Annotated in this window: 21 protein-coding genes; 13 read left to right on the top strand and 8 right to left on the bottom strand. The window is 64.4% G+C overall.

Annotated features, from left to right (window positions below):
• Window positions 1-30 precede the first annotated feature (30 nt).
• The 5 genes from MXAZACID_RS05990 to MXAZACID_RS05970 form a co-directional block, all read right to left on the bottom strand.
• The gene (locus MXAZACID_RS05990) at window positions 31-1,812 is read right to left on the bottom strand and encodes an acyl-CoA dehydrogenase C-terminal domain-containing protein (protein ID WP_008493265.1); all 1,782 of its coding nucleotides are present in this window, start codon (window positions 1,810-1,812) and stop codon (window positions 31-33) included.
• A gap of 11 nt (window positions 1,813-1,823) precedes the next feature.
• Window positions 1,824-4,112: a 3-hydroxyacyl-CoA dehydrogenase/enoyl-CoA hydratase family protein gene (locus MXAZACID_RS05985; protein WP_008493264.1), complete on the bottom strand. Its 2,289-nt coding sequence runs from the start codon at window positions 4,110-4,112 to the stop codon at window positions 1,824-1,826.
• Window positions 4,112-5,248: a thiolase family protein gene (locus MXAZACID_RS05980; protein WP_008493263.1), complete on the bottom strand. Its 1,137-nt coding sequence runs from the start codon at window positions 5,246-5,248 to the stop codon at window positions 4,112-4,114. Before MXAZACID_RS05980 ends, MXAZACID_RS05985 begins: the two co-directional genes overlap by 1 nt.
• Entirely contained in the window at window positions 5,245-5,727 is a 483-nt protein-coding gene (locus tag MXAZACID_RS05975; RefSeq protein ID WP_008493261.1) for a MerR family DNA-binding transcriptional regulator, read from the bottom strand. Before MXAZACID_RS05975 ends, MXAZACID_RS05980 begins: the two co-directional genes overlap by 4 nt.
• 88 nt (window positions 5,728-5,815) lie before the next feature.
• The gene (locus MXAZACID_RS05970; protein WP_008493260.1) at window positions 5,816-7,141 is read right to left on the bottom strand and encodes an OmpP1/FadL family transporter; all 1,326 of its coding nucleotides are present in this window, start codon (window positions 7,139-7,141) and stop codon (window positions 5,816-5,818) included.
• Window positions 7,142-7,276: 135 nt separating this feature from the next.
• On the opposite strand from MXAZACID_RS05970, the gene MXAZACID_RS05965 reads away from it, so the two are divergent.
• The 4 genes from MXAZACID_RS05965 (at window position 7,277) to MXAZACID_RS05950 (ending at window position 11,213) form a co-directional block, all read left to right on the top strand.
• The gene (locus MXAZACID_RS05965) at window positions 7,277-7,759 is read left to right on the top strand and encodes a DUF2147 domain-containing protein (RefSeq protein ID WP_168118396.1); all 483 of its coding nucleotides are present in this window, start codon (window positions 7,277-7,279) and stop codon (window positions 7,757-7,759) included.
• A 2-nt stretch (window positions 7,760-7,761) separates the two neighbouring features.
• Window positions 7,762-9,420 carry a long-chain fatty acid--CoA ligase gene (locus tag MXAZACID_RS05960; RefSeq protein WP_008493258.1) on the top strand — a complete coding sequence of 553 codons (1,659 nt, stop codon included), beginning with the start codon at window positions 7,762-7,764 and terminating at the stop codon, window positions 9,418-9,420.
• Window positions 9,417-9,941, top strand: a complete 525-nt coding sequence (locus tag MXAZACID_RS05955; RefSeq protein ID WP_008493257.1) for a thioesterase family protein — start codon at window positions 9,417-9,419, stop codon at window positions 9,939-9,941. Before MXAZACID_RS05960 ends, MXAZACID_RS05955 begins: the two co-directional genes overlap by 4 nt.
• A gap of 66 nt (window positions 9,942-10,007) precedes the next feature.
• Complete coding sequence (locus MXAZACID_RS05950; protein WP_008493255.1) at window positions 10,008-11,213, top strand: MFS transporter; 1,206 nt, start codon at window positions 10,008-10,010, stop codon at window positions 11,211-11,213.
• Window positions 11,214-11,276: 63 nt separating this feature from the next.
• On the opposite strand, the gene hydA is transcribed toward MXAZACID_RS05950, so the two are convergent.
• Window positions 11,277-12,740: a dihydropyrimidinase gene (hydA, locus tag MXAZACID_RS05945; RefSeq protein ID WP_008493254.1), complete on the bottom strand. Its 1,464-nt coding sequence runs from the start codon at window positions 12,738-12,740 to the stop codon at window positions 11,277-11,279.
• Complete coding sequence (locus tag MXAZACID_RS05940; protein WP_008493253.1) at window positions 12,737-13,396, bottom strand: TetR/AcrR family transcriptional regulator; 660 nt, start codon at window positions 13,394-13,396, stop codon at window positions 12,737-12,739. The genes hydA and MXAZACID_RS05940 overlap by 4 nt, the downstream gene beginning before the upstream one ends.
• Before the next feature lie 112 nt (window positions 13,397-13,508).
• Between MXAZACID_RS05940 and MXAZACID_RS05935 the strand changes: the two genes are divergently transcribed.
• Genes MXAZACID_RS05935 through MXAZACID_RS05905 form a run of 7 tightly spaced genes read left to right on the top strand, consistent with a single transcriptional unit; the run spans window position 13,509 to window position 20,839 of the window.
• Window positions 13,509-14,888 carry an NAD(P)-dependent oxidoreductase gene (locus MXAZACID_RS05935; RefSeq protein ID WP_008493252.1) on the top strand — a complete coding sequence of 460 codons (1,380 nt, stop codon included), beginning with the start codon at window positions 13,509-13,511 and terminating at the stop codon, window positions 14,886-14,888.
• Window positions 14,881-16,152, top strand: coding sequence for an NAD-dependent dihydropyrimidine dehydrogenase subunit PreA (preA, locus tag MXAZACID_RS05930; protein ID WP_008493251.1), 1,272 nt, complete (start codon window positions 14,881-14,883; stop codon window positions 16,150-16,152). The genes MXAZACID_RS05935 and preA overlap by 8 nt, the downstream gene beginning before the upstream one ends.
• Window positions 16,149-17,405, top strand: a complete 1,257-nt coding sequence (locus tag MXAZACID_RS05925) for a M20 family metallo-hydrolase (RefSeq protein WP_008493250.1) — start codon at window positions 16,149-16,151, stop codon at window positions 17,403-17,405. Before preA ends, MXAZACID_RS05925 begins: the two co-directional genes overlap by 4 nt.
• Window positions 17,402-18,187 (top strand): ABC transporter ATP-binding protein, encoded by a 786-nt coding sequence (locus MXAZACID_RS05920; RefSeq protein ID WP_008493249.1) that lies wholly within the window; start codon window positions 17,402-17,404, stop codon window positions 18,185-18,187. The genes MXAZACID_RS05925 and MXAZACID_RS05920 overlap by 4 nt, the downstream gene beginning before the upstream one ends.
• Window positions 18,180-18,962, top strand: a complete 783-nt coding sequence (locus MXAZACID_RS05915; RefSeq protein WP_026438864.1) for an ABC transporter permease — start codon at window positions 18,180-18,182, stop codon at window positions 18,960-18,962. The genes MXAZACID_RS05920 and MXAZACID_RS05915 overlap by 8 nt, the downstream gene beginning before the upstream one ends.
• Window positions 18,959-19,801, top strand: a complete 843-nt coding sequence (locus MXAZACID_RS05910) for an ABC transporter permease (RefSeq protein ID WP_240376542.1) — start codon at window positions 18,959-18,961, stop codon at window positions 19,799-19,801. The genes MXAZACID_RS05915 and MXAZACID_RS05910 overlap by 4 nt, the downstream gene beginning before the upstream one ends.
• 27 nt (window positions 19,802-19,828) lie before the next feature.
• Window positions 19,829-20,839, top strand: a complete 1,011-nt coding sequence (locus MXAZACID_RS05905) for an ABC transporter substrate-binding protein (protein ID WP_008493245.1) — start codon at window positions 19,829-19,831, stop codon at window positions 20,837-20,839.
• Here the strand turns inward: MXAZACID_RS05905 and MXAZACID_RS05900 are convergent, their stop codons facing one another.
• On the bottom strand, window positions 20,840-21,469 hold the full coding sequence (locus MXAZACID_RS05900; RefSeq protein WP_008493244.1) for a TetR/AcrR family transcriptional regulator: 630 nt from the start codon (window positions 21,467-21,469) through the stop codon (window positions 20,840-20,842). It abuts the gene before it with no gap.
• A gap of 80 nt (window positions 21,470-21,549) precedes the next feature.
• Here MXAZACID_RS05900 and MXAZACID_RS05895 point away from each other — a divergent pair, with 80 nt between their 5' ends.
• Both MXAZACID_RS05895 and MXAZACID_RS05890 read left to right on the top strand, forming a co-directional pair.
• On the top strand, window positions 21,550-22,329 hold the full coding sequence (locus MXAZACID_RS05895) for an enoyl-CoA hydratase/isomerase family protein (RefSeq protein ID WP_008493243.1): 780 nt from the start codon (window positions 21,550-21,552) through the stop codon (window positions 22,327-22,329).
• A 42-nt stretch (window positions 22,330-22,371) separates the two neighbouring features.
• Window positions 22,372-23,148: an enoyl-CoA hydratase-related protein gene (locus MXAZACID_RS05890; RefSeq protein WP_008493242.1), complete on the top strand. Its 777-nt coding sequence runs from the start codon at window positions 22,372-22,374 to the stop codon at window positions 23,146-23,148.
• The last annotated feature ends 50 nt before the right edge of the window (window positions 23,149-23,198 follow it).

Here is a 23,198-nt window from a genome sequence, read left to right as displayed (position 1 = left end):
TATGGTTTAGCCAGAAATTTTGTGCGTGCTTTAGAAGGCTTCATCCTCCAGCGCCATCATCGCGGCCTTACCGGATTTGATGGAGGCCAGCAGGGCGCCAACTTGCGGCAGGATGCGCTCGATGAAAAACCGCGCCGTCACCAGCTTGGTCTTGTAGAAACCGGCATCCGCCCCGGCATCGGCCAGCTTGCCGGTGGCGATCTTGGCGCTGCGCAGCCACATGAAGCCCAACGCCACCAGCCCGAACAGGCGCAGATATTCGGTGGCCGCCGCCCCGGCTTCCTCAGGATCCTTCAGCGCCTTTTCGGCGATGAAGGAGGTGGCGAGCTGCAACGCCCCGAAGCCGCGGGCAAAGCCCTGCACCAGCTTGCCAATGCCCGGATCATTCTGGTTTTCATCAATGAATTCCTGCACCGGATGGAAGAAGCGGCGCAGGCCGCGGCCCATATTCGCCGGCATCTTGCGCCCCACCAGATCCAGCGCCTGGATGCCGTTGGTGCCTTCATAGATCATCGCGATACGCGAATCCCGCACCAGCTGCTCCATGCCATGGTCGCGGATATAGCCATGGCCGCCATAGGTCTGCACTGCCAGATTGGCGCTTTCGAAGCCGAGATCGGTAAACAGCGCCTTCACGATCGGCGTCATGACCGCGATGAATTCCTCAGCCTCCGCCTTGGCTTTTTCATCGCCCGAACGCTCGGCGATATCCATGACCCCGGCCACCCAGACGCCCAGCGCCCGGCAGCCTTCATTATAGGCGCGCATGGTCATCAGATTGCGGCGGATGTCCGGATGCACGATGATCGGGTCGGCCGCCTTCTCGGGATATTTCGCCCCTGCGAGGGAGCGGCCCTGCAACCTGTCCTTCGCGTAGGCGACCGCGCCCTGGTAGGCGGCCTCGCCAATCCCCAGACCTTGCGTGCCGACCGAGAGACGTTCGGAATTCATCATCACGAACATCGCCTGCATGCCCTTATGTGGGGCGCCGACGAGCCAGCCTTTGGCATCGTCGAAATTCATCTGGCAGGTGGCGGAGGCCTTGATGCCCATCTTATGCTCGATGGCGGCGCAGGAGACGCCGTTGCGCGCCCCCGGCTTGCCGTTTTCATCCGGCAGGAATTTCGGCACCAGAAACAGCGAGATGCCCTTCACCCCGGAAGGCGCATCCGGCAGCCTGGCCAGCACCAGATGGATGATGTTCTCCGCCATATCATGCTCGCCGGCGGAGATGAAGATTTTCGATCCCGTCAGGCTGTAGCTGCCATCCTCCTGCGGGATGGCTTTCGTGCGCAGCAGCCCGAGATCGGTGCCGCAATGCGGCTCGGTCAGGCACATCGTGCCCGCCCATTCGCCCGAAACCATCTTCGGCAGGTAGAAATCCTTCAGCTCATCCGAGGCATGGCTCTTCATCGCCAGATAGGCGCCATGGGTGAGGCCGGGATAGAGGCCGAAGGAGATATTGCAGGCGCAGATCATCTCCTCCACCAGCTTCGCCACCGTCTCCGGCAGGCCCTGGCCGCCATAGGCCGGGTCGGCGTTCAGCGCGCCCCAGCCGGCCTCGTTGAAGGCGGCGTAGGCTTCCTTGAACCCCTTCGGCGTGCGCACCACGCCGTTTTCATAATGGCAGCCTTCCTCATCGCCGGAGGCGTTGAGCGGCAGCAGCACTTCGGAACAGAATTTTCCGGCTTCCTCCAGCACGGTGTCCAGCAGCTCGGGCGTGAATTCCTCATGGCCGGGCAGGGCAGGGGCGGGGTGCAGCTCGTGCAGCACAAAGCGCATGTCCCGCAGCGGGGCGGTGTAAGTTTGCATGGCTCGTCTCCTTAGTTGCGCAGCGGCTTGCCGGTGGTGAGCATCGTTTCGATGCGCGCCAGCGTGCCGTCCTTGCGGATCAACCGGGTGAAGGCGCCGCGTTCCAGCGCCAGAATATCGGCCTCGCTCGGCCGGTCGATGATGTCCGCCTCGCCGCCGCTGAGCACGGTGGCAAGCTCGCCCGCCACCACCTCGTCATACGGTGTGGCCAGGCCCTTCTTGCGGAATTCCTTCACCGCCATGCCAAAGCCGACACGCCCATCCTCGCCGGGGAGCTGGTAGGTTGGCGGCTCCGGCGCGGCGTAGGCTTCCACCAGTGTCAACGCCTTGGCCTTGGCATCGGCCAGCAGCCGGTAGCGGTTCATGGTGATGCCGTCGCCCTCGCGTAGGAACAGAAGCTCCTTGGCATTGGCAGCGGATTTGCTGACCGTGGCGGTGGAGACCATCTCGAACACCTTGGCCGCCGCCGGCATCGGGCCTTTCGGCATGGTCTTGGCGCCCTGATAGCGCGCCAGCATTTCCGTGCAGCCGCCCCAGGCCGGCACCAGCCCGACGCCGCATTCCACCAGTCCTATATAGGTCTCCGCATGCGCCTGCACCGCCGAGGCATGCAGCACGATCTCGCAGCCGCCCCCCAGCGCCATGCCGAACGGTGCGGCCACGCTGGGGAAGGGGGCGTATTTCAGCGCCTTGAAAGTCTTTTGGCCACTGGCCACGAGTTTCTCAATCTCGCCCCAGGCGGCGATGTTGGCGGCAAACAACGCCAGCCCCAGATTGGCGCCGACAGAGAAATGCGCGCCTTCATTATAGATCACCAGCGCCTTGTGGTTCTGCGGCACCAGCTCGATCGCCTTGCCGAGCAGTTCGAGATTCTGCGCATCCCAGCTATTGCTCTTCGAGGTCAGCTCGAAGCATAGCACGCCATTGCCAATATCCCACAGGCTGGCCGAGGCGTTCTTCAGCAGCGGCTTCGTCGCGCGCTTGATGTCTTCGAGCATCAGCACGCCTTCGGGGCGGTGCAGCTCATGGTAGGCATCATCCAGCCCGAGATACAGCCGTTTGGCGCCATCCAGCTTGTAAAAGCTCTGGCCGCGCGCGGCATCCAGCAAAGCCGGCAGCTTCATGCCATCCTTGGCCAGCTTCTCCGCCAGCCAATCCGCGCCGATCTTGTCGATCAGCTCGAACGGCCCCAGCTTCCAGTTATAGCCCAGCCGCATCGCCTCATCGATGGCGTGCACATCATCGGCCGCCTCCGGCAGCAGCGACGCCGCGTAGGCGAGCGTCGGCCCCATCACCCGCCAGGCATAGGCCGAATTTTCCAGCAGCTTGCGCAGATCCCGCCCGTCCGGCGTCGCCGCCTTGCGCACCGGCCGGTAGGCGCCGCTGGCGAGGTCGATCGCCTCGCGCCCCTTCGCGCCTTTGCGGTAGAACCCGCCTTTGCCCTTGCGGCCGATATTGCCCTCCGCGATCATCGTCTTGATCAGCGGAATATCCTTGTTGGTGGCGTGAAAGGCGTCGCTCTTTGGCAGGCTGCCGGCGAGGCTGGCATTGATATGCGGCATCAGATCCAGCCCGACCAGATCGATCAAGCCGAACACACCGGTCTTCGGAATCCCGAAGGGCCGGCTCATGATCGCGTCGGCCTCCTCCACGGTCAGCCCCAGCTCCATCGCCTCGACCACGCCGGTCTGCAGCCAGAACACGCCGAGCCGGTTGGCGATGAAGCCCGGTGAATCTTTCGCGCTCACCACGCTCTTGCCCAGCATCAGATCGGCAAAACGCGCCACGGCCTGCGCCAGCTTCGCATCCGTCTCAGGCCCGCTCACCAGCTCCAGCAACCGCATATAGCGCGGCGGGTTGAAGAAATGCGTGATCAGGAAGTCGCGCTTGAAACTCTCTGGCATCCCCTCGGTGAGTTTGGCCAGCGGAATGGTGGAGGTGTTGGAGGAGACAGCACTTCCCGGTTTGCGCACCGCGTCGATTTTCTTATAGAGCGCCTGCTTCAGATCCAGCCGCTCGATGATCGCCTCGACGATCCAGTCGCAGCTCGCAAGCTGCGCCAGATCATCCTCCAGATTGCCCGGCGTCACCAGCTTCGCGGCGCGGCTGGACATGAACGGCGCCGGATCCGTCTTCAACATTTTCGCAATGGCGCCTTCGGCCAGCGCGTTGCGGTTGGGTGTGCCCTCTTTCACGATATCCAACAGCAATACCGGCACGCCGGCATTGGCGAATTGCGCGGCAATCGCCGCCCCCATGGTTCCGGCGCCGATGATTGCGGCCTTGCGGATGCTCTCCATCACACGCGCTCCAGCACGGTGGCGATGCCCTGGCCGCCGCCGATGCATTGCGTCGCCAGCGCATAACGCCCGCCAGTGCGCACGAGCAATGATGCCGCCTTGCCGGTGATGCGCGCCCCGGTGGCGCCCAGCGGATGGCCAAGGGCGATGGCGCCGCCATCGATATTCACTTTCGCCGCATCCAGCCCGAGATCCCGGATACAGGCCAGAGACTGCGAGGCGAAGGCCTCATTCAGCTCCACCACATCGAGATCGCTCACGGAAATCCCCGCCCGCGCCAGCGCTTTTTTCGAGGCCGCGACAGGGCCGATGCCCATGATCTCCGGCGCGCAGCCAGCGGTGGCGCTGGCGAGAATGCGCGCCAGCGGCTTCAGCCCATGCTTGGCGGCGTAATCCGCGCTGCACACCAGCACGGCGGAGGCGCCATCGGTCAGCGGCGAGGAGGTGCCGGCGGTGACACTGCCCTCGGTGCTGAAGGCTGGTTTGAGCCCGGCCAGGGTCTCGGCGCTGGTCTCCGGCCGCGGGCAGCCATCCCGCTCCACCATGCCGGCCTTGGAGGTGATCGGCACGATCTCCTCGCGCAACCGCCCTTCGGCGATGGCGGCGGCGGCGCGCTTCTGGCTCTCCACCGCGAAGGCTTCCTGCTCAGCCCGCGAAATATTCCATTTCGCCGCGACATTCTCGGCGGTCTCGCCCATGCCCATATAGGCGGCGGGCAGCTTGGCATAGAGGCCAGGGTTGGGCAGCGGGTTATAGCCGCCCATCGGCACCCGGCTCATGCTCTCCACCCCGGCGGCGATGAAGGCCTCGCCCGCCCCGGCAGCGATATGCCCGGCGGCGATATGGATCGCCTGCATCGAGGAGCCGCAGAAATGATTGACCGTATAGCCGCCGACCGATTGCGGCAGGCCGGCATTCAAACCCACCAGCCGCGCCAGGTTCAGCCCCTGCTCGCCTTCCGGGAAGGCGCAGCCGAGAATCACGGCTTCCAGATCCGCCGTATTCAGCGAGAGCCGTGCCACCAGACCGGCAATGGTCTCGGCGGCGAGATCGTCCGGCCGCACGCGCGCCAGCGCGCCTTTGGCAGCCAGGGTAAAGGGCGAGCGGGCGTAGCCCGCGATGACGGCTTGGGTCAATTTGATCTCCCGATCGTTTTGGCGGCGCGGGCCGGTTTCCTGGCCACGCCTGATTTGGGTTCGGTTTTCGGCGCCGGCGGCGGGGCCTGGATCGTCCCCAGCCTCTCCAGCACCGTCTGGCATTGCAGCTCGATGCCGCGCAGCTCATTCAATGTCTGTTCCAGCGCCACGCGCTGATCCTCAAGCTTCTGGATGCGATGATGCACGGCCTTCAGCAGCTGCTTGGTTTGCTGGCCCTGGGTCGGATCGACATCGTAAAGCTCGATATATTCCTTGATCTCCTTGATCGAGAAACCCAGCCGCTTGCCGCGCAGGATCAGGATCATGCGGGCCCGGTCGCGCTGGGAATAGACGCGGTTATTGCCGATGCGCCGCGGCGTGAGCAGCCCCTGCGCCTCGTAGAAATGCAGCGTGCGCACGGTGATCCCAAGCTCGGCGCCGAGTTGCGTGACGGTATAGAGCGGATCCTGGTGCGACATGGGGCCTCCATCACGCCGGACACCTGGAAGGGCCGGTCGTCATTTTGTCTCGGTTGCGCCCGGGCGGCGTTTTGCCGCCCGGTGAAACTCAGAACTTCATCGTCACGCCAGCGGTCACGGAATTATCCGAGGCGCTGTAATTGCCGACCAGCGTGCCGCTGGGGGTGGGCAGCGAGCTTGACGCGGTGGTGTTGACGCTGCCGCCCGGGGTGAAGACATGGCCATAAGCGAGCTGGAAGGTCGTCGCCGGGGTCAGCTTATATTGCGCGCCGACGCCGATATCGTAATGGTTGGCATCGGGCACGCGCGAGGTGCGGTTGCTGTCCGTCACCGGCGACTGGTCGAAGGCAAAGCCCGCCTGCAGCATCAGCCGTTCGCTGAGCTGATAATTCGCGCCGATGCCGGCGAACCAGGTATTATGCCAGTTCTCGTTGATCACCGTGCCCGGCGCGCCGTTGGTGGGGGTGACATGGAGGCTGTTGAACAGCGCCCAATGCGTCCATTGCAGGCTGCCCATCAGCGCCAGCCGGTCATTCACCTGGTGATAGATGCCAACCCCGATCGAATCCGGCAGGGTGATGGAGGTGGTGGCACGGCTGTTTTCCGCCCCCAGCAGCGCCACCGTCGCCGGGCTCAGCGCGGAATAGATCGGCGGGGTGGAGATGCTCTGGGTGCCGGTGATGTTGTGGCGGATGCGCGAATGGTAATCCACGCCGATGCGCGTCGCGTCATCGAGCTGATACATCATACCGATATTATAGCCGACGCCGAGATCGCTGCCATGCACATCGGCGAAGGGATCCTGCCCGGTGGCGGCACTCAGCACCGGCACGTTCAGCGCCTGGGTGAGGCGGGCATGGAAATATTCGAACACCGGCCCGCCGCCGATGGAGAAATGGTTGTTCACCTTATAGGAAATCGACGGGCTGAAATCGATGCCGGTGATGCTGGAGACCAGACTCTGATAGCGGCCGACGAAATTGGTGGGGTAGGAGGTGCGCTCGCCATACGGGTTGGTGACGGAGAAGCCCACCCGCCAATCCGGCCCCAGCACCAGCACGCCGAACATCGCGCCCGAGGCCGCCGGGGTGACGGCATTGCCGCCCTGCACGCCGCGCACCGTGCCGCCGGTCAACGGGTCGGTGTTATAGCCGCTGAAGCTGGCGGACGGGCCGATATAGCTGACATTGCCGTCAATCTCGTCCTGGTTCAGCAGCGCCATGCCGGCCGGGTTGGTCCAGGCGGTGGAGGCGTCATAGGCTTTCGCCTCGCCGCCGACAAAGGCGTTGCCCAGCCAGTCGGCGGAGCCCTCACGCAGGCCAAAGCCGGAGGCCCGCGCCGTGGGCGCCGCGGCGAGGGCGCACAAGGCGCTCGCCGCCAGAAGATAAGGCCTGATCGCTGTTGTTTTTTTCATGATACCGCTTTCCTCCTCAGCTTTCTTTCTAGGGCCAGGTCCCGTGTGCGTCTTTGCCGTCACGCCGCGTCTTTATTGTTGAATAGAGTCGTTACCTGACGTATTGTGTATGTTAAATACCAAAAAGGGATGGAAATGCAAGCATTCACTTTCCGCCGCCTGGCGATTTTTCTTCCGGCGCTCGCCGCCGGGGCGCTGTTGGGCGCCCCGGCCAGCGCGCAGCCCTCGCCGCAAGGCTGGTGGCTGGACCAGACCGGCAAGGCCGGAATCGAGATCGCGCCGTGCGGTGCTGATCTCTGTGGCAAAATCGAATGGCTGCGCGCGCCGCTGGATGCGCAGGGCAAGCCCAAGACCGATATTCACAACAGCAATGCGGCGCTGCAAAACCGCCCGCTCTGCGGCCTGCCGATTCTCGGCCGCTTCACCCCGGATGGGCCGGGCAGTTGGAAAGGCGGCTGGATCTACGATCCCGAAAACGGCAAAACCTATAAATCGGTGATGCATCTGGCCGCCGACGGCACGCTGCATGTGCGCGGCTATGTCGGCATCCCGCTGCTCGGCCGCTCCGAAACCTGGACCCGTCTGCCGGCTCCGCCCACCCCCTGCGCGGGAGGCTGAGCATGCTGCAATTCGATAGCCGTCACGGCAGCATCCCGGCGGTGCCGGTGCACGCGCTGCTGGAGCGCGCCGTGGCGCAATGGCCGCAGATCACCGCTTTGGATTTCCTGGGCAAGCGCACGAGCTATGCCGAGCTTGGCCGGCTGGTGGCGCGCGCCGCCGCCGGGTTTCAGCGGCTGGGGGTGGAGAAGGGCACGCGCGTGGCGCTCTGCCTGCCGAACACGCCTTATTATGTCATCTGCTATTTCGCCATCCTGCAGGCGGGCGGCATCGTGGTGAATCTCAGCCCGCTTTATGTCGAGCGCGAGCTGCGGCATTTTCTGAAAGATAGCGGCGCGCGGATCGCCGTGACGCTCGATGTCGCGGAGCTGTATAACAAATTCGCCCCCATCGTCGCCGATGGCGGGCTGGACCATCTCATCGTCGGCTCGATGCTGGAGAGCCTGGATGTCGTCAAACGCTGCGGCTTCTGGCTGACGCGGCGCAAGAGCCTGGCACGGCTGCCGGCGGATGCGCGGGTGGTGCGGTTTGCAGAACTTGGGGCGGGCGCGGGGGCGCCGCGCCCGGTGCCGTGCGATCCCCAGACCGACATCGCGGTGCTGCAATATACCGGCGGCACCACCGGCATCCCGAAAGCGGCGATGCTGAGCCACGCCAATCTCTCCGCCAATTGCGCCCAGGTGGATCGCCGCCTGCCCGAGATCGAGGCCGGTGCTGGCATGCTCACGCTGGTGCCGCTTTTCCATGTGCTGGCGATGACGGTGGCGATGAATCTTTCGGTGCTGCTCGGCCTCACCATGATCCTGTTGCCGCGCTATGACAAAGCCTTGCTGCGCAAGACGCTGGCACGCACCCGCCCGCTCTTCTTCCCCGGCGTGCCGACCATCTATGCCAATATCAACGAGGCGGCGGCGAAGGAGAAATGGGAGCTGGCCTCCATCCGCTTCTGCGTCTCCGGCGCGGCGCCGCTGCCGGCGGAAATCCGCACCCAGTTCGAGGCGCTGACCGGCTGTCAGCTGGTCGAGGGCTACGGGCTTTCCGAGGCCTCGCCGGTGGTCGCCTGCAATATCTTCGGCGCGGTGCGCGATGGCTCCATCGGCCTGCCGGTGGAGGGAACCATTGTCGAAATCCGTGGGCTGGACGATCCCTCCCGCGTGCTGCCGCCTGGTGAGCTGGGGGAGGTTTGCGTGCGCGGCCCACAAGTGATGCTGGGCTATTGGAACCGCCCGGACGAGACCGCGAAGGTGATGGTGGAGGGCGCGCTGCGCACCGGCGATGTAGGCTATATCGACGCGGATGGCTATATCTTCCTGGTCGATAGGATCAAGGATCTGATCATCTCCGGCGGCTATAACGTCTATCCGCGGATGGTGGAGGAGGCGCTCTACCGGCATCCGGCTGTGCATGAGGCGGTGGTGATCGGCATTCCGGACGCCAGGCGCGGCCAGGTGCCGAAAGCCTATGTGACGCTGCATGAAGGGGCCAGCCTCACCGAGGCAGAGCTGCAGTCCTTCCTCGAGGATCATCTCTCCCCGGTGGAACGGCCCAAGCGCATCGAATTCCGTGCCAGCCTGCCGAAAACCGTGGTCGGCAAGCTCTCGCGCAAGGATCTGGTGGCGGAGGAGCAGGCCGCTGTGGCACAGGCCAAGGCCGCGTCATGAATCTGATCTTCCGGCTGCTATGCGTCATCCTTGGCGCCTGGCGCGGCAAGGCGCTGGGGCTGGAGGAGGTCTCGCGGGTGTGCTTCCGGGTCTGGCCGCTGGATCTCGATCTCAACCTGCATCTCACCAATTCCCGCTATCTGGCGCTGATGGATCTCGGCCGCACGGATCTGATCCTGCGCTCAGGCGTGTGGCGGGCGATGCGCGCGCAGCGCCTGGGGGTGGTGCTGGGGGGCTCCGCCTTGCGCTTTCGCCGCCCGCTCGCCCCTTTCGCGCGCTTCACGCTGGAGACGCGTCTGCTCGGCTGGGATGAGCGCTGGATGTATGTGGAGCAGGTTTTCATCGGGCCGGAGGGCATCGCCTGCAAGGCGGCGATGCGCGCCGGCTTCGTGAAAGCCGGCAAGCTGGTGCCGCCGGGCCCGGTGCTGGCCGGGCTGCGCCCTGACGCGGCGGCGTACGGGCCGCCCGCCCCCAGCTGGGCCTTGGATTGGGCGGCTCTGGAGGCGCAATTCGCGGGGTGAGGTTGTGCCCGCCGCATGGCCGGCGGAATGTACGGGTTGGTCCAAACCGCCTAATAAAGCCGCGCCATGACCGCCCCCAAGCCGCACCCGGATAGCCTGACCAAAGGCCAGCGCACCCTGCGCATTCTGCCCGTCGCCCTGCTCAACGGCATCAATTATCTGCTGATCGGCCTGCCGCTGGCGGTGTTTCCGAGCCTGGTGCATTTCAAATTGGGCTATAGCGCCGCCCTGGCCGGGGCCATCATCAGCCTGCAATATGCCGCCACACTGGTCAGCCGCTCATTGGCCGGGCGGATTTCGGACACGCGTGGCGCAAAAACCATCGTCATCTTTGGTCTGGTCTTTGGCGCGCTGAACGGGCTTTGCATCCTCATCGCCAGCTTCTGCCACACGCCGCTGGTGATTCTGCTCTGGCTGGGGGCAAGCCGGCTGCTGCTGGGCATTGCCGAGAGCGGCACCGGCACGGGCTGCGTCACCTGGAATATCGGCCGGGTCGGCAGCGCCGCCACCGCCGAGGTGATCTCCTGGAACGGCGTCTCCTCCTATGGCGGCATCGCGGCGGGCGCGCCTCTGGGCGTGCTGCTGGCGGGCTGGGGCGGGCTGCATCTGCTCGGCGCGGTGGCGGTGGTGCTGCCTCTGGTCGGCCTCTATTTCACCGGCAGGATCCCGGCTGTGCCACCGCTGGTGGGCGCGGTGCGGATGAGCGCCTGGCGCGTGGTCCGGCAGATGACCCCTTACGGGCTGGCGCTGGCCGGCGGCTCTTTTGGTTTTGGCATCATCGTCGCGTTCATGGCGCTCTATTATGTCGCCCATGGCTGGGAGGGGGCGTCGTTGGCGCTCACCGCCTTCGGGGTCAGCTTCGTGCTGGTGCGCATTGTCCTGGCCGGGGCGATCGGCCGGTTCGGTGGGTTTCGCGCGGCTCTGGTCTCATTCATGGTGGAGGCGGCGGGGCTGGCGCTGATCTGGCTGGCCCCGGCGCCGCTGATCGCGCTGCTTGGCGCATCGTTGGCCGGGTTCGGGTTCTCGCTGGTGTTTCCAGCCTTGGCGGTGGAGGCGCTGCACCCGGTCGCCGCCGGCAGCCGCGGGGCGGCGATTGGCATCTATACCGTGTTCATGGATATCGCGATGGGCCTCACCGGCCCACTGGCCGGGCTGGTGGCGGCGCAACTGGGCTATCCGACGGTGTTCCTGCTCGGGTTGCTGATTGTGCTGGGCGCGCTGACACTGACCTGGAAGCTGCGCCAGGCGGTGCTGATGAAAGGCATCGGCTAAAAGCGAGCAAAAGTTTTTTGGCGATGTGGGGAGCTTTTTCAAAAACGCCCCACGTCTTTCGCTTTAAGGCGTCACCGCCACCGCCGGCTCCCGCAGAACGGCCTGCGGCGCGGCAAGCCGGTTGCGGATCTCCTGCGCCCGCAGCACCGGCGTATAGCAAGGCCGTTCGATATAGCGCCCGGCCCCGCGCTCAGCCCGCAAATCCCCCTCGCTATACACAAGCTTCCCCGCCGCGATGGTGTGGCGCGCCAGCCCGGTCACCTCCATCCCCTCATACATATTCACATCCACCTGTTGATGCTGGGTCCTCGCCGAGATCACCCGGCGCGCCTTCGGATCCCACACCACCAGATCCGCATCCGCCCCCACCGCAACCGCGCCCTTGCGCGGATAGATGTTGAAAATCTGCGCCGTGTTGGTGGAGGTGATGCGCACGAATTCCTGGGGCGTAATCCGCCCGCTGCCGACACCGTGGTGCCAGAGCACGCTCATCCGGTCCTCGATGCCGCCAGTGCCGTTGGGAATGGCGGTGAAGTTCTCCCGCCCCGCCGCCTTCTGCGCGGCGCGGAAACAGCAATGATCCGTCGCCGTGGTCTGCAACTGCCCGGACGCCAGCCCCGCCCACAACGCTTTTTGATGATGCTTGGGCCGGAAGGGCGGGCTCATCACATGCGCGGCGGCAAAATCCCAATCCGGGTTTTGGTAGACACTCTCATCCACCACCAGATGCTGTGCGAGCACCTCACCATAGACACGCTGCCCCGCCGCCCGCGCCCGGGCGATGGCATTCGTCGCCTCCGCCGTCGAGACATGCACGATATAAACCGGCACGCCGAGCACATTCGCAATCGCAATCGCCCGCTCCGCCGCTTCGCCCTCCACCGCCGGCGGGCGCGAGAGCGGATGCCCCTCCGGCCCGGTAATCCCCTGCGCCAGCAAAGCCCGCTGCAGATGATACACCGCCTCGCCATTCTCGGCATGCACGGTCGGAATCGCGCCCAGCTCCAGCGCCCGGGCGAAGCTGTTCAGCAGCACATGGTCATCCGCCATGATGGCGCCCTTATAGGCCATGAAATGCTTGAAGCTGTTTACCCCATGCTCGCGCGCCAGAATGCCCATCTCCTCGGCCACGCGCGCGGACCATGAGGTGATGGCGACGTGAAAGCCGTAATCCGAACAGGATTTCTCCGCCCAGCGCCGCGAGGTCTTGAAAATCTCCAGCGGTGAATCGTTGGGGCCGGGAATGGCGAAATCGATAATCATCGTCGTCCCGCCCGCCAGCCCCGCCGCGGTGCCGGTGTAAAAATCATCAGAGGCGGTGGTGCCCATGAAGGGCAGCTCCATATGGGTGTGCGGGTCGATCCCGCCCGGAATCACGTAGGCTTCCCCGGCCTCGACAATCTCCGTGCCTACGGGGGCGTCCAGCCTTTCGCCGATGGCGATGATCTTGCCGTCCGCGCACAGCACGTCGGCCCGGTGCTGATGCTCGGCGGTGAGAACCGTGCCGCCGCGAATGAGTAGGCTCATGCTCTGTGCTCCTTGAGGGGAAACTCCAGCCCGCAGCCGCGTAAGGTGAGGCGCAGGATCAGGTCTTCGGCAATCGCGAAATCCTCCTCCAGCAGCGCCTCACGCCCGAGCACGGTGCGGATTTGAGTGTCGAAATCGGCGTAGGTCTGGGTCATCGCCCAGAGCAGGAAAAACAGGTGCCGCGCATCAACGGGCTCCATCTGGCCTTTTTCCATCCAGCCTTGCAGCACCTGGGTTTTCCGCGCCACCACCAGCCGCAGCTCCTCGCCCAGATAGGACTGCAGATGCACCGCCCCATGCAGCACCTCATTGGCGAACACTTTCGAGGCGTAGGGGCGCGTGCGCGAGTAGGCGAGTTTCGCTTTGATGTAGGCGCTCAAGGCCTGGGCGGGGGCGGCGGAGGCGGTGATGCCCTCTGCCGCCTCCAGCCAGAGCCGCATGATATTCTGCAGCACCGCCTTATAAAGCCCTTCCTTGGTGCCGAAATGATAATGCAGGTTGGCCGAAGGCAGCCCCGCCGCCGCCGCCAGCGCGGACATGGTGGCGCCGCCAAACCCGGCCGTTGCAAAAACCTGCTCGGCGGCGGCGAGAATACGCTGCTCCGCCTGTTCGCTGCGGGCCTGGCGCGGTTTTGCGGGTTTATGCGTCAACTGCATAAAATTTATCCTGATTTTCGCGGATATATTTCTGTTTCGCTATCTTGATAAACAACTTGACTGTTTAATCAGCTTTGGTCAAGCTGGATTTGCGATCCAATCGGGAGCTTTCATGAGCGCCACCGGAGACTCTGTTTATAATTTGGGCGGTGGCGATATTGCCGCGTCGCGCGTGCCTGTAGCGCGCCTGGCGGAATGTTTCGCCGATGCGCACCCGCTGCTGAGCCGCGACGAAGCCGCTATCGAAGCCGCGCGCTGTTATTTCTGCTACGACGCGCCCTGCATCGCCGCATGCCCGACCAGCATCGACATTCCCGGCTTCATCCGCGCCATCGCCACCGACAATCTCGCAGGCGCTGGACGCAAAATTCTAGAAGCGAACATTCTCGGCGGCGCCTGCGCGCGGGTCTGCCCGACGGAAATTCTTTGCGAGGGCGCCTGCGTGCGCACCGCCCAGCAGCATAAGCCGGTGGAGATCGGCGCGCTGCAACGCGTCGCCACAGATGCCGCCATGGCCCGCGCGGCGGCGAGCGGTCAGCATCCTTTCACCCGCGCGCCGTCCACGGGCAAACGCGTCGCCATCCTCGGCGCTGGCCCGGCCGGCCTCGCCTGCGCGCATGAGCTGGCCAAACAAGGCCATGCTGTCGCCATTTTTGATGCCAAGCCCAAGCCCGGCGGGCTCAATGAATACGGCATCGCTGCCTACAAGATGGCGGACGACTTCGCCGCCCGCGAAGTCGCGTTCATCATCTCCATCGGCGGTATCGAGATCATTCCCAACCAGGCGCTGGGGCGGGAACTCGATCTCGGCACGCTGCGCCGGGATTATGATGCGGTGTGTCTCGCCATCGGCCAGTCCGGCGTGAAGGCGCTCGCCATTCCCGGCGAGGAACTGCAAGGCGTGATGGATGCCGTGCGTTTCATCGAAAATCTTCGCCAATCCAGCGACAAATCGGACGTGCCGGTCGGCCGCCATGTGGTGGTGATCGGCGGTGGCAATACCGCTATCGACGCTGCCGTGCAAGCCAAGAGGCTCGGCGCGGAGCAGGTGAGTCTGGTCTATCGCCGTGGCCGCGAGGATATGCCGGCCACCGCCGTGGAGCAGGATTGGGCCCTGGTGAACGGGGTGGATTTCCGCCATTGGGCGGCGCCCGTGGCGCTGGAAGGGCAGGGGGCGGTGCAACGCATCCGCTTTGCCCGCACCAAGCTGGACGATGGCAGGTTGGTCCTGGGCGAGGATGGCTATATCTTACGCGCCGACATGGTTCTGAAAGCCGTCGGCCAGAGCCTGGAGATTTCGGAAGACGAAGCCTTGCCCGCAATCCGCGCCGGCCGCATCGTGGTGAATGAAGATCTGCAAACCTCGCTGCCCGGGGTTTTCGCAGGCGGGGACTGCATCCCCGGCCAGGATCTCACCGTCCAGGCCGTGGCCGATGGCAAGCGCGCCGCGCAAAGCATCAACGCCTACATGAAAGGCGAACTCAATGGCTGATCTGCACATCGATTTCGCCGGCATCAAGGCACCCAATCCGTTCTGGCTCGCCTCCGCCCCACCCACCGACAAAGCCTATAATGTCGAGCGCGCCTTCAAGGCCGGCTGGGGCGGGGTGGTGTGGAAAACGCTGGGCGAGGATCCGCCGGTGGTGAATGTCAGTTCCCGCTATGGCGCCATTGGCTATAACGGCCAGCGTCTGATGGGCATGAATAATATCGAGTTGATTACGGATCGTCCTCTGCACCTCAATCTCGACGAAATCCGCACGGTGAAACGCAACTGGCCGGACCGCGCCGTCGTGGTCAGCCTGATGGTGCCGTGTGAGGAGGAGAGTTGGAAGCGCATCCTGCCGCTGGTGGAAGCCACGGGCGCTGACGGCATCGAACTGAATTTTGGCTGTCCGCACGGCATGAGCGAGCGCGGCATGGGCGCTGCCGTCGGCCAGGTGCCGGATTATGTCGAGATGGTCACGCGCTGGTGCAAACAATATAGCCGGATGCCGGTGATCGTGAAACTCACGCCCAACATCACGGATATTCTCAAACCCGCCGAAGCCGCCCGGCGTGGCGGTGCGGATGCTGTCAGCCTCATCAACACCATCACTTCCATCACCGGGGTGGATCTCGACAATATGGTGCCGGAACCCGCCGTTGATGGCCTCGGCACCCATGGCGGCTATTGCGGCCCGGCGGTGAAGCCCATCGCGCTGCGCATGGTCGGTGAAATTGCTCGCTCCCTCAAGGGCCTGCCTATCTCCGGCATTGGCGGCATCTCAAGCTGGCGCGACGCGGCGGAGTTCCTGGCTCTGGGGGCGGGCAGTGTGCAGGTTTGCACCGCCGCCATGCATTACGGGTTTCGTATCGTCGAAGACATGATCAGCGGTCTCTCCAACTGGATGGATGAGAAAGGCTATGCGTGCATCGAAGATGTCACCGGCCGCGCGGTGAAGAATTTCGTGCATTGGAACGACCTGAACCTGGCCTGGAAAACCATCGCCAGCATCGACCCCACCGCCTGCATCGGCTGCGGGCTGTGCCATATCGCTTGCGAGGATACGGCTCATCAGGCAATCAAGCTGCAAGAGACCGGCGAGAAGAGGATTTACGAGGTGATCGATGATGAATGTGTCGGCTGCAATCTTTGTTCGCATGTGTGCCCGGTGAGCGGCTGCATCACCATGGTCCCGCAGGCGACGGCAACGCATCTCACCTGGAAGCAGCATCCGAATAACCCGATGCGCGTGGCGGAGCCAGCCCAATGAACACCAACCTACGCGTGGATGCCGCCCGTCTCTGGGAGACCATCATCGAGACCGCGAAAATCGGCGGCACGGAAAAAGGCGGCGTCAAACGCCTGACGCTGACGGACCTCGACGCCCAGGTCCGCCACTGGCTGATCGATAAATGCACCGCCGCGGGCTGCGACGTTTCCTATGACGATATGGGCAACATCTTCGCCCGCCGGCCGGGTAAGGATAACAGCCTGCCGCCGATCGCCATCGGCAGCCATCTCGACACCCAGCCGACCGGCGGCAAGTTTGACGGCATCATTGGCGTGCTCGCCGGGCTGGAAGTGCTGCGTAGCCTCAACGATGCGGGCATCGAGACCAACGCCCCGATCGAGCTGATTGACTGGACCAACGAGGAAGGCGCGCGCTTTGCCCCGGCCATGCTCTCCTCCGGCGTCTTCGCCGGCGTATTCTCGAAGGACTACGCCTACGAGCGCGAGGATTGTGAGGGCCTACGCTTCGGCGATGAGCTCAAGCGTATCGGCTTCGTCGGCGCGGAAGCCTGCGGCGCCCACAAGCTCGCCGCGCATTTCGAGCTGCATATCGAACAGGGGCCGATCCTGGAAGATGAAGGTAAATCCATCGGCATCGTCACCGGCGTGCAGGGGATGCGCTGGTACGGCGTGACGGTAACGGGCATGGATTGCCATGCCGGCACCACGCCCATGCGCATGCGCCAGGATGCGCTGGTCGCTGCCTCCAAGATGATCCAGGTGGTTCAGGCCATCGCCCTGGCGCACGGGCCGGACGCGGTCTCCACCGTCGGCCTCATCGAGGCGCGGCCGAATTCCCGCAACGTCATTCCAGGTGAAGTTTTCTTCAGCATTGATTTTCGCCACCCCAACGATGAGGTTGTGGCGAAAATGGAAAAAGAGGTGAAGGACGCATTCGAGAAAATCCTTCTCGGCACCGGCATCAGCTTCACCTTCGAATGTATATGGGATTCCCCTGCTGTGCATTTCGATTCTGACTGCATCGCCGCCGTCGAGCGCGCCACCACTGATCTCGGCCTTTCCGCGCGCCGCATCGTCTCCGGTGCCGGACATGATTCCGCCTACATCGCCAAAATCGCGCCGACGACGATGATTTTCGTGCCTTGTGAGAAAGGCATCAGCCATAACGAGGCGGAGAGCGCAGAGCCCGCGCATGTCGCCGCCGGCGCGGATGTGCTGCTGCAGGCCGTACTGGCGACAGATGCGCGCCTGGCGCAGAAACACCCGGCATGAACCAAGAGGGCTCGATGAAGCTCCCGGCTGTTTCGGCGCGTGATCTGCGCGTTGAGTTCAAAGGCACGGTCGCACTTGAGAGGATCAGCCTGGACATCGCGCCAGGTGATTTCGTCTCCTTCATCGGCCCTTCCGGCTGCGGCAAGACCACGCTGCTGCGCGCCATCGCTGATCTCGTGCAGCCGACCAGTGGCGAATTGAAGGTGAATGGCGTCAGCGCCGCCGAGGCCAGGCGCGCGCGCGCCTACGGCTATGTATTCCAGGCGCCGGCTCTCTATGCCTGGCGTAATATCGAACGCAATGTGATGCTGCCTCTGGAAATCATGGGGCTACCAAAGCGCGAGAGGCAGGAACGCGCCGCGCGCTATCTTGATCTGGTCGGGCTGACAGGCTTTGCGAAAAAATTTCCCTGGCAACTCTCCGGCGGCATGCAGCAACGCGCTTCCATCGCCAGAGCACTCTCCTTTGAGCCCTCCTTGTTGCTGATGGACGAGCCCTTCGGCGCGCTCGACGAGATCACCCGCGATGGCCTCAACCTGCATCTCCAGGACCTCTGGCGCACGACAGGCCTCACCTGCGGCTTTGTCACCCATTCCATCGATGAGGCGGTGTTTCTCTCCACCCGCATCGTCGTCATGTCGCCGCGCCCGGGCCGGATCGTTGAAATCATTGAGAGCGATCTCCCACGCACCCGTGATCTTGCCTTGCGCGATAGTGCGGTCTTCGCCGATGTCGCGCACCGCGTGCGTGCAGCGCTGCGGGCGGGGCATTCCTATGACTAGATCCGTGCTGCCGGTCGCCACTGTTGCGCTCGCCGCCATCATCCTTTGGTACGCGGCCTCGGCCTTGGTTGGCACAAATCTCCTGCCGCGTCCGGACCAGGTGATCGGCGCGCTTGGTGACAGCATCTTTGGCTGGCCGCTTTCCTCGCCGCGTAACCTGCTCTACCATGCCGGGGTTACGGCGGAGGAGGCGCTGCTGGGCCTCGCCGTGGCGCTCGTGATCGGCGGCGTCATCGCCACGCTGATCGTGCATGTGAAAGCGCTGGACCGCTCCTTGATGCCCTGGGTCATCGCCAGCCAGACTGTGCCGGTGCTCGCCATCGCGCCGATGGTGGTGGTGGTGCTCGGCAATCTCGGCCTCTCTGGCCTGGTCCCGAAAGTTGCCATCGCCGCCTACCTGGCATTCTTTCCCATCGTCGTCGGGCTGGTGAAAGGCATGCGCGCGCCGGAGACAATCCAGTTCGAGTTGCTGCAAACCTACTCGGCGCGCGAGTCCGAGATCTTCTCCAAGCTGCGCCTGCCAGCCTCCGTCGCCTTCCTGTTTCCCTCTCTGCGCGTCTCCGCGGCGCTGGCGGTGATGGGGGCCATCGTCGCGGAATTGCCGACCGGCGCGCAGGCCGGGCTTGGCTCGCGCCTGCTCGCCGGCAGTTATTACGGCCAGACGCTGATGGTCTGGTCCGCGCTGCTGGCGGCTTCCTTGCTTTCCGCCCTCATCCTGGGCGCGATCTCGCTGCTGGAGGCCGGTTTGCGTTGGCAGCGCGGGGGCAGGTTGTGAAATATCTCCTGCTTTCCATCATCTTCAGCATCGTCGCGCTCCTCGCCATGGCCGCCAGCGTGCGCCGGGAGAGCCTCGCCGCGCGCCTCGCCACCCCTGCCATCTTCGGCCTTTGGCTGCTCTGGCTCTGGCAGGCGCTGGTGAAGGGCTTTGCCGTTCCGGCGATTTTGCTCCCCGCCCCCAGCGCCATCTTCACCGCCCTTAGCGCCAATGCCGGCATGCTGGCGGCGGATTTCGTGCAAACCGTGCTGCGCTCCGTGCTGCCCGGCTACATTATCGGCTGCGTAGGCGGATTCCTGCTGGCCCTGGCCATCGACCGTTCGGATTTCCTCAAGCGCGGCCTGATGCCGTTGGGAAACCTCGTCTCCGCCATGCCGATCATCGGCATCGCGCCGATCGCGGTGATGTGGTTCGGCTTTGGCTGGCAATCCAAGGCGGCGGTGGTCGCGGCGATGACGATCTTTCCCATGCTGGTCAACACCACGGCTGGGCTGGGTGAAGCCGGCGTGCTGGAGCGGGAACTGCTGCTGAGCTACGCCGCCTCCTACCCGGTCACGCTACTCAAGCTGCGCCTGCCCGCTGCCCTGCCGCATATTTTCGCAGCGCTGAAGCTGAACTCCACTCTGGCGCTCATCGGCGCGGTGGTCGCGGAGTTTTTCGGCTCGCCGATCCTTGGCCTTGGCTTTCGCATTTCGACAGAAGCCGCCAGCCTCAATCTGGACATCGTCTGGGCCGCCATCCTCATCGTCGCGCTCACCGGCTCGCTCTCTTTCGCCGCCCTGGCGCTGCTGGAGCGGGCGGTGACCTTCTGGCATCCATCCTACCGCAACCCGAACTGAAAAACCCTATAGGAGAGGCTGAAGATCATGAAGAAGACCCTGGCCTGGATGTTGGCGCTGGCCCCGTCGCTTGGTTTCGCATCCGCCGCCTCGGCCGCGGATCATCTGACATTGCAGCTGAAATGGGTCACGCAGGCCCAGTTCGCCGGCTATTACGTCGCCCAGGCCAAGGGGTTTTACAAGGATGCCGGGCTGGACGTGACCATCAAGCCCGGCGGACCGGACATCAACCCCTCCCAGGTCATCGCCGCCGGCGGTGCCGATGTGATCGTGGACTGGATGCCGGACGCACTGGCCGCGCGTGAGAAGGGCGTGCCGCTCGTCAACATCGCCCAGGTTTTTCAGAAATCCGGCCTCGAACTCACCTGCCGCAAGGATAGCGGCGTCACCTCACCGAAGGATTTCAAAGGCAAAATTTTGGGTGTCTGGTTTGCCGGCAACCAATATCCCTTCCTCGCCTGGATGGGCAAGCTCGGCTACACCACCTCCGGCGCCAACCCGGATGTCAAGGTTCTCAAACAAGGCTTCAACGTGCAGCCGCTGCTGCAGAAGCAGGCCGCCTGCATTTCGACGATGAATTATAATGAATATTGGCAGCTGATCGAAGCCGGGATGAAGCCGGACCAGCTCGTCGTCTTCAAGTATCAGAATGAAGGCGTGGCGATGCTCGAAGACGGGCTCTACACCACCGATGCCGAGCTGGCTAACCCGCAGAAGGCGGCCGACCTGGCCAAATTCGTAAAAGCCACGATGCAGGGTTGGGATTATGCCGCCGCCCACCAGGCCGAAGCGGTAAAAATCGTGATGGATAACGACACCGCCGGGGTGCTGGATGCGGCGCATCAGACCAGGATGATGGGCTCCGTCGCCACGCTGCTCACCGACGGCAAGGACAAGGACGGCTATCTCGACCCAGCCGCCTACCAGCGTACGGTGAGCGTGCTGATGGCGGACAAGACCGATCCGGTGATCACCAAACTGCCGGAAGGTGCCTACACGCATAAAATCTACGACGCCGCCTACGGCATCAAGGAGTAACTATCCTCTCGGCTCAATCCCGCGAAGCAGGATATCCACCAGCTTCGCGGCGAGCGGCTCCGGCGGCAGATCGCCTTCGGCCTCCTGCCAGCGCGCCGTCCAGTTCAGCGCGCCGGCCAGGCCAAAGGCGGTCAGCTTCACATCGCTGATCCGCGCCGAGCCATCATCGGACGCCGCTTGCAGAAACCGCCGCAGCGCCTCGTCGATCTCGCGTTTCAGCGCGCGGAACTGCGCCCGGCTCTCCGGCGCCAGCACCTCGTCCCCGGTGCGGATCACGCAGCGCCCGAAATCATCCATGATCACCTGCGCATAGATGCACAGGAAAAGCTTCAGCCGCTCAAGCCCATTGCCTTGCAGCGCCTCGGCCTGCCGCACCGCCTCGCGCAGCCGGCTGATTCCAAGCCGCAGACACTCGAACAGCACCTGCTCCTTCGCCCCCAGATAATGATAGATCAGCGGCTTGGAGATGCCGAGGCTGGCGGCGACATCGTCGAGCGAGGTGGTGTGGTAGCCGCGCTCATTGAACATCCGCACCGCCGCCCGCAGCACAGCATCGCGCTTGGCCGCACGCTCCTGCTCACGCTCGCGCGCATTGCGGAAAGGGGGGATCGCGGGCGCGCTCTTATCCATCACATCCAGGCTTCATCTTGACGGGGGCAATGAAGCATGGAACCTACGCGTTAGTAAATAATGTACCAAGAGGTTTGTTCATGAACCCGCCGCCGCCGTTGCTTTTCACCCGCGAAAGCGGGCTTGCCCGCATCACCCTCAACCGCCCAGACGCGGCCAATACGCTGAACCCGGAGATGTCCCGCGCTCTGTTCGACGCCGCCATCGAGTGCGATGAGGATGCCTCCATCCGCGCCGTGCTGCTCACCGGCAATGGTCCGTTGTTTTGCGGCGGCGGCGATATTCACGGCTTCGCCGCGGCGGGGGCGCGGGTCTCGCATCTGGCCAAGGAAATGACCACCATCCTGCATGGCGCCGTCTCCCGCCTGGCGCGCATGGGCAAGCCGCTGGTCGTGGCGGTGAATGGTCCGGCGGCAGGGGCGGGGCTGTCGCTCGCCATGCTGGGGGATATCGTCATCGCCGCGCCCGCCGCGCATTTCACAGTCGCCTATACCGCCATCGGGCTGACGCCGGATCTGGGGGCGAGCTGGTTGCTGCCACGTCTGGTCGGGCTGCGCCGGGCCCAGGAGCTGGCGCTCACCAATCGCCGCGTGGGCGCCCAGGAAGCCGCCGCCATCGGGCTGATCACCCGCGTCGCCGATGACCCGCAGGCCGAGGCGCTGACGGTGGCGCGGACGCTGGCCCAGGGGCCGGGCGCGGCGCTGGCCGGCACCAGGGCGCTGCTGGCGCGCAGCCTTTCCACCGGGCTGGAGGAGCAGATGGAATGGGAAGCCCGCGCCATTGCCACCGCCCTGCGCGGCGCGGAAGGGCAGGAGGGCATTGCGGCCTTTCTGGCCAAGCGTGCGCCGGATTTTTCGTAACCATGCTAATCTGGCCGCACCACAAGGAAGGATGCCAAAATCATGGCTTATGAGACGCTGATCGTCGAACAGCATGGCGCGGTGACGCTGGTCACCCTGAACCGGCCGAAAGCGCTGAACGCGCTCAACGCCCAGGTTCTGGCGGATCTCGAAGCCGCCTTCGCCGCGTTCGAGGCGGATGCGGGGCAAGGCTGCCTGGTGCTCACCGGCTCGGAGAAGGCCTTTGCCGCCGGGGCGGACATCAAGGAGATGCAGACCCAGGGCTTCGCCGACATGTACGGGCCGGACAAATTCGCCGGCTATGACCGCATGCTGCGCGCCACCTCCAAGCCCTGGATCGCCGCCGTCTCGGGTTACGCGCTCGGCGGGGGCTGCGAGCTGGCGATGATGGCGGATTACATCCTGGCCGCCGATACCGCGAAATTCGGCCAGCCGGAGATCACGCTCGGCACCGCGCCGGGCATGGGCGGTTCGCAGCGCCTCACCCGCGCCGTCGGCAAGGCGAAGGCGATGCAGATGTGCCTTACAGGCCGGATGATGGGGGCCGAGGAAGCCGAGCGCGCGGGGCTGGTGGCCGAGATCGTCCCGGCGGCGAAGCTGATCGAAACCGCGCTGGCCCAGGCAACGACCATCGCCGGGCTCGGCCCGCTGGCGGTGAAAGCGAACAAGGAGCTGGTCAATGCCGCGTTCGAGACCAGCCTGTCGGAAGGGGTGCGCTTCGAGCGGCGGATGTTCTTCGGCCTGGCGGCGAGCCAGGACAAGCAGGAAGGCATGGCCGCCTTCATCGAGAAGCGCAAGCCGAGCTGGACGGGGAAGTAAAAACCCCCTGTAAAAACGTAAAAGTTTTTTGATGCCGCTTTTTTTCAGGG

The sequence above is a fragment of the Acidocella sp. MX-AZ02 genome, from assembly GCF_000306035.1.
Taxonomy (GTDB): domain Bacteria; phylum Pseudomonadota; class Alphaproteobacteria; order Acetobacterales; family Acetobacteraceae; genus Acidocella; species Acidocella facilis.
Note: the sequence above shows the minus strand (reverse complement) of the source record. Positions and strands in the feature narration are given on the sequence as shown.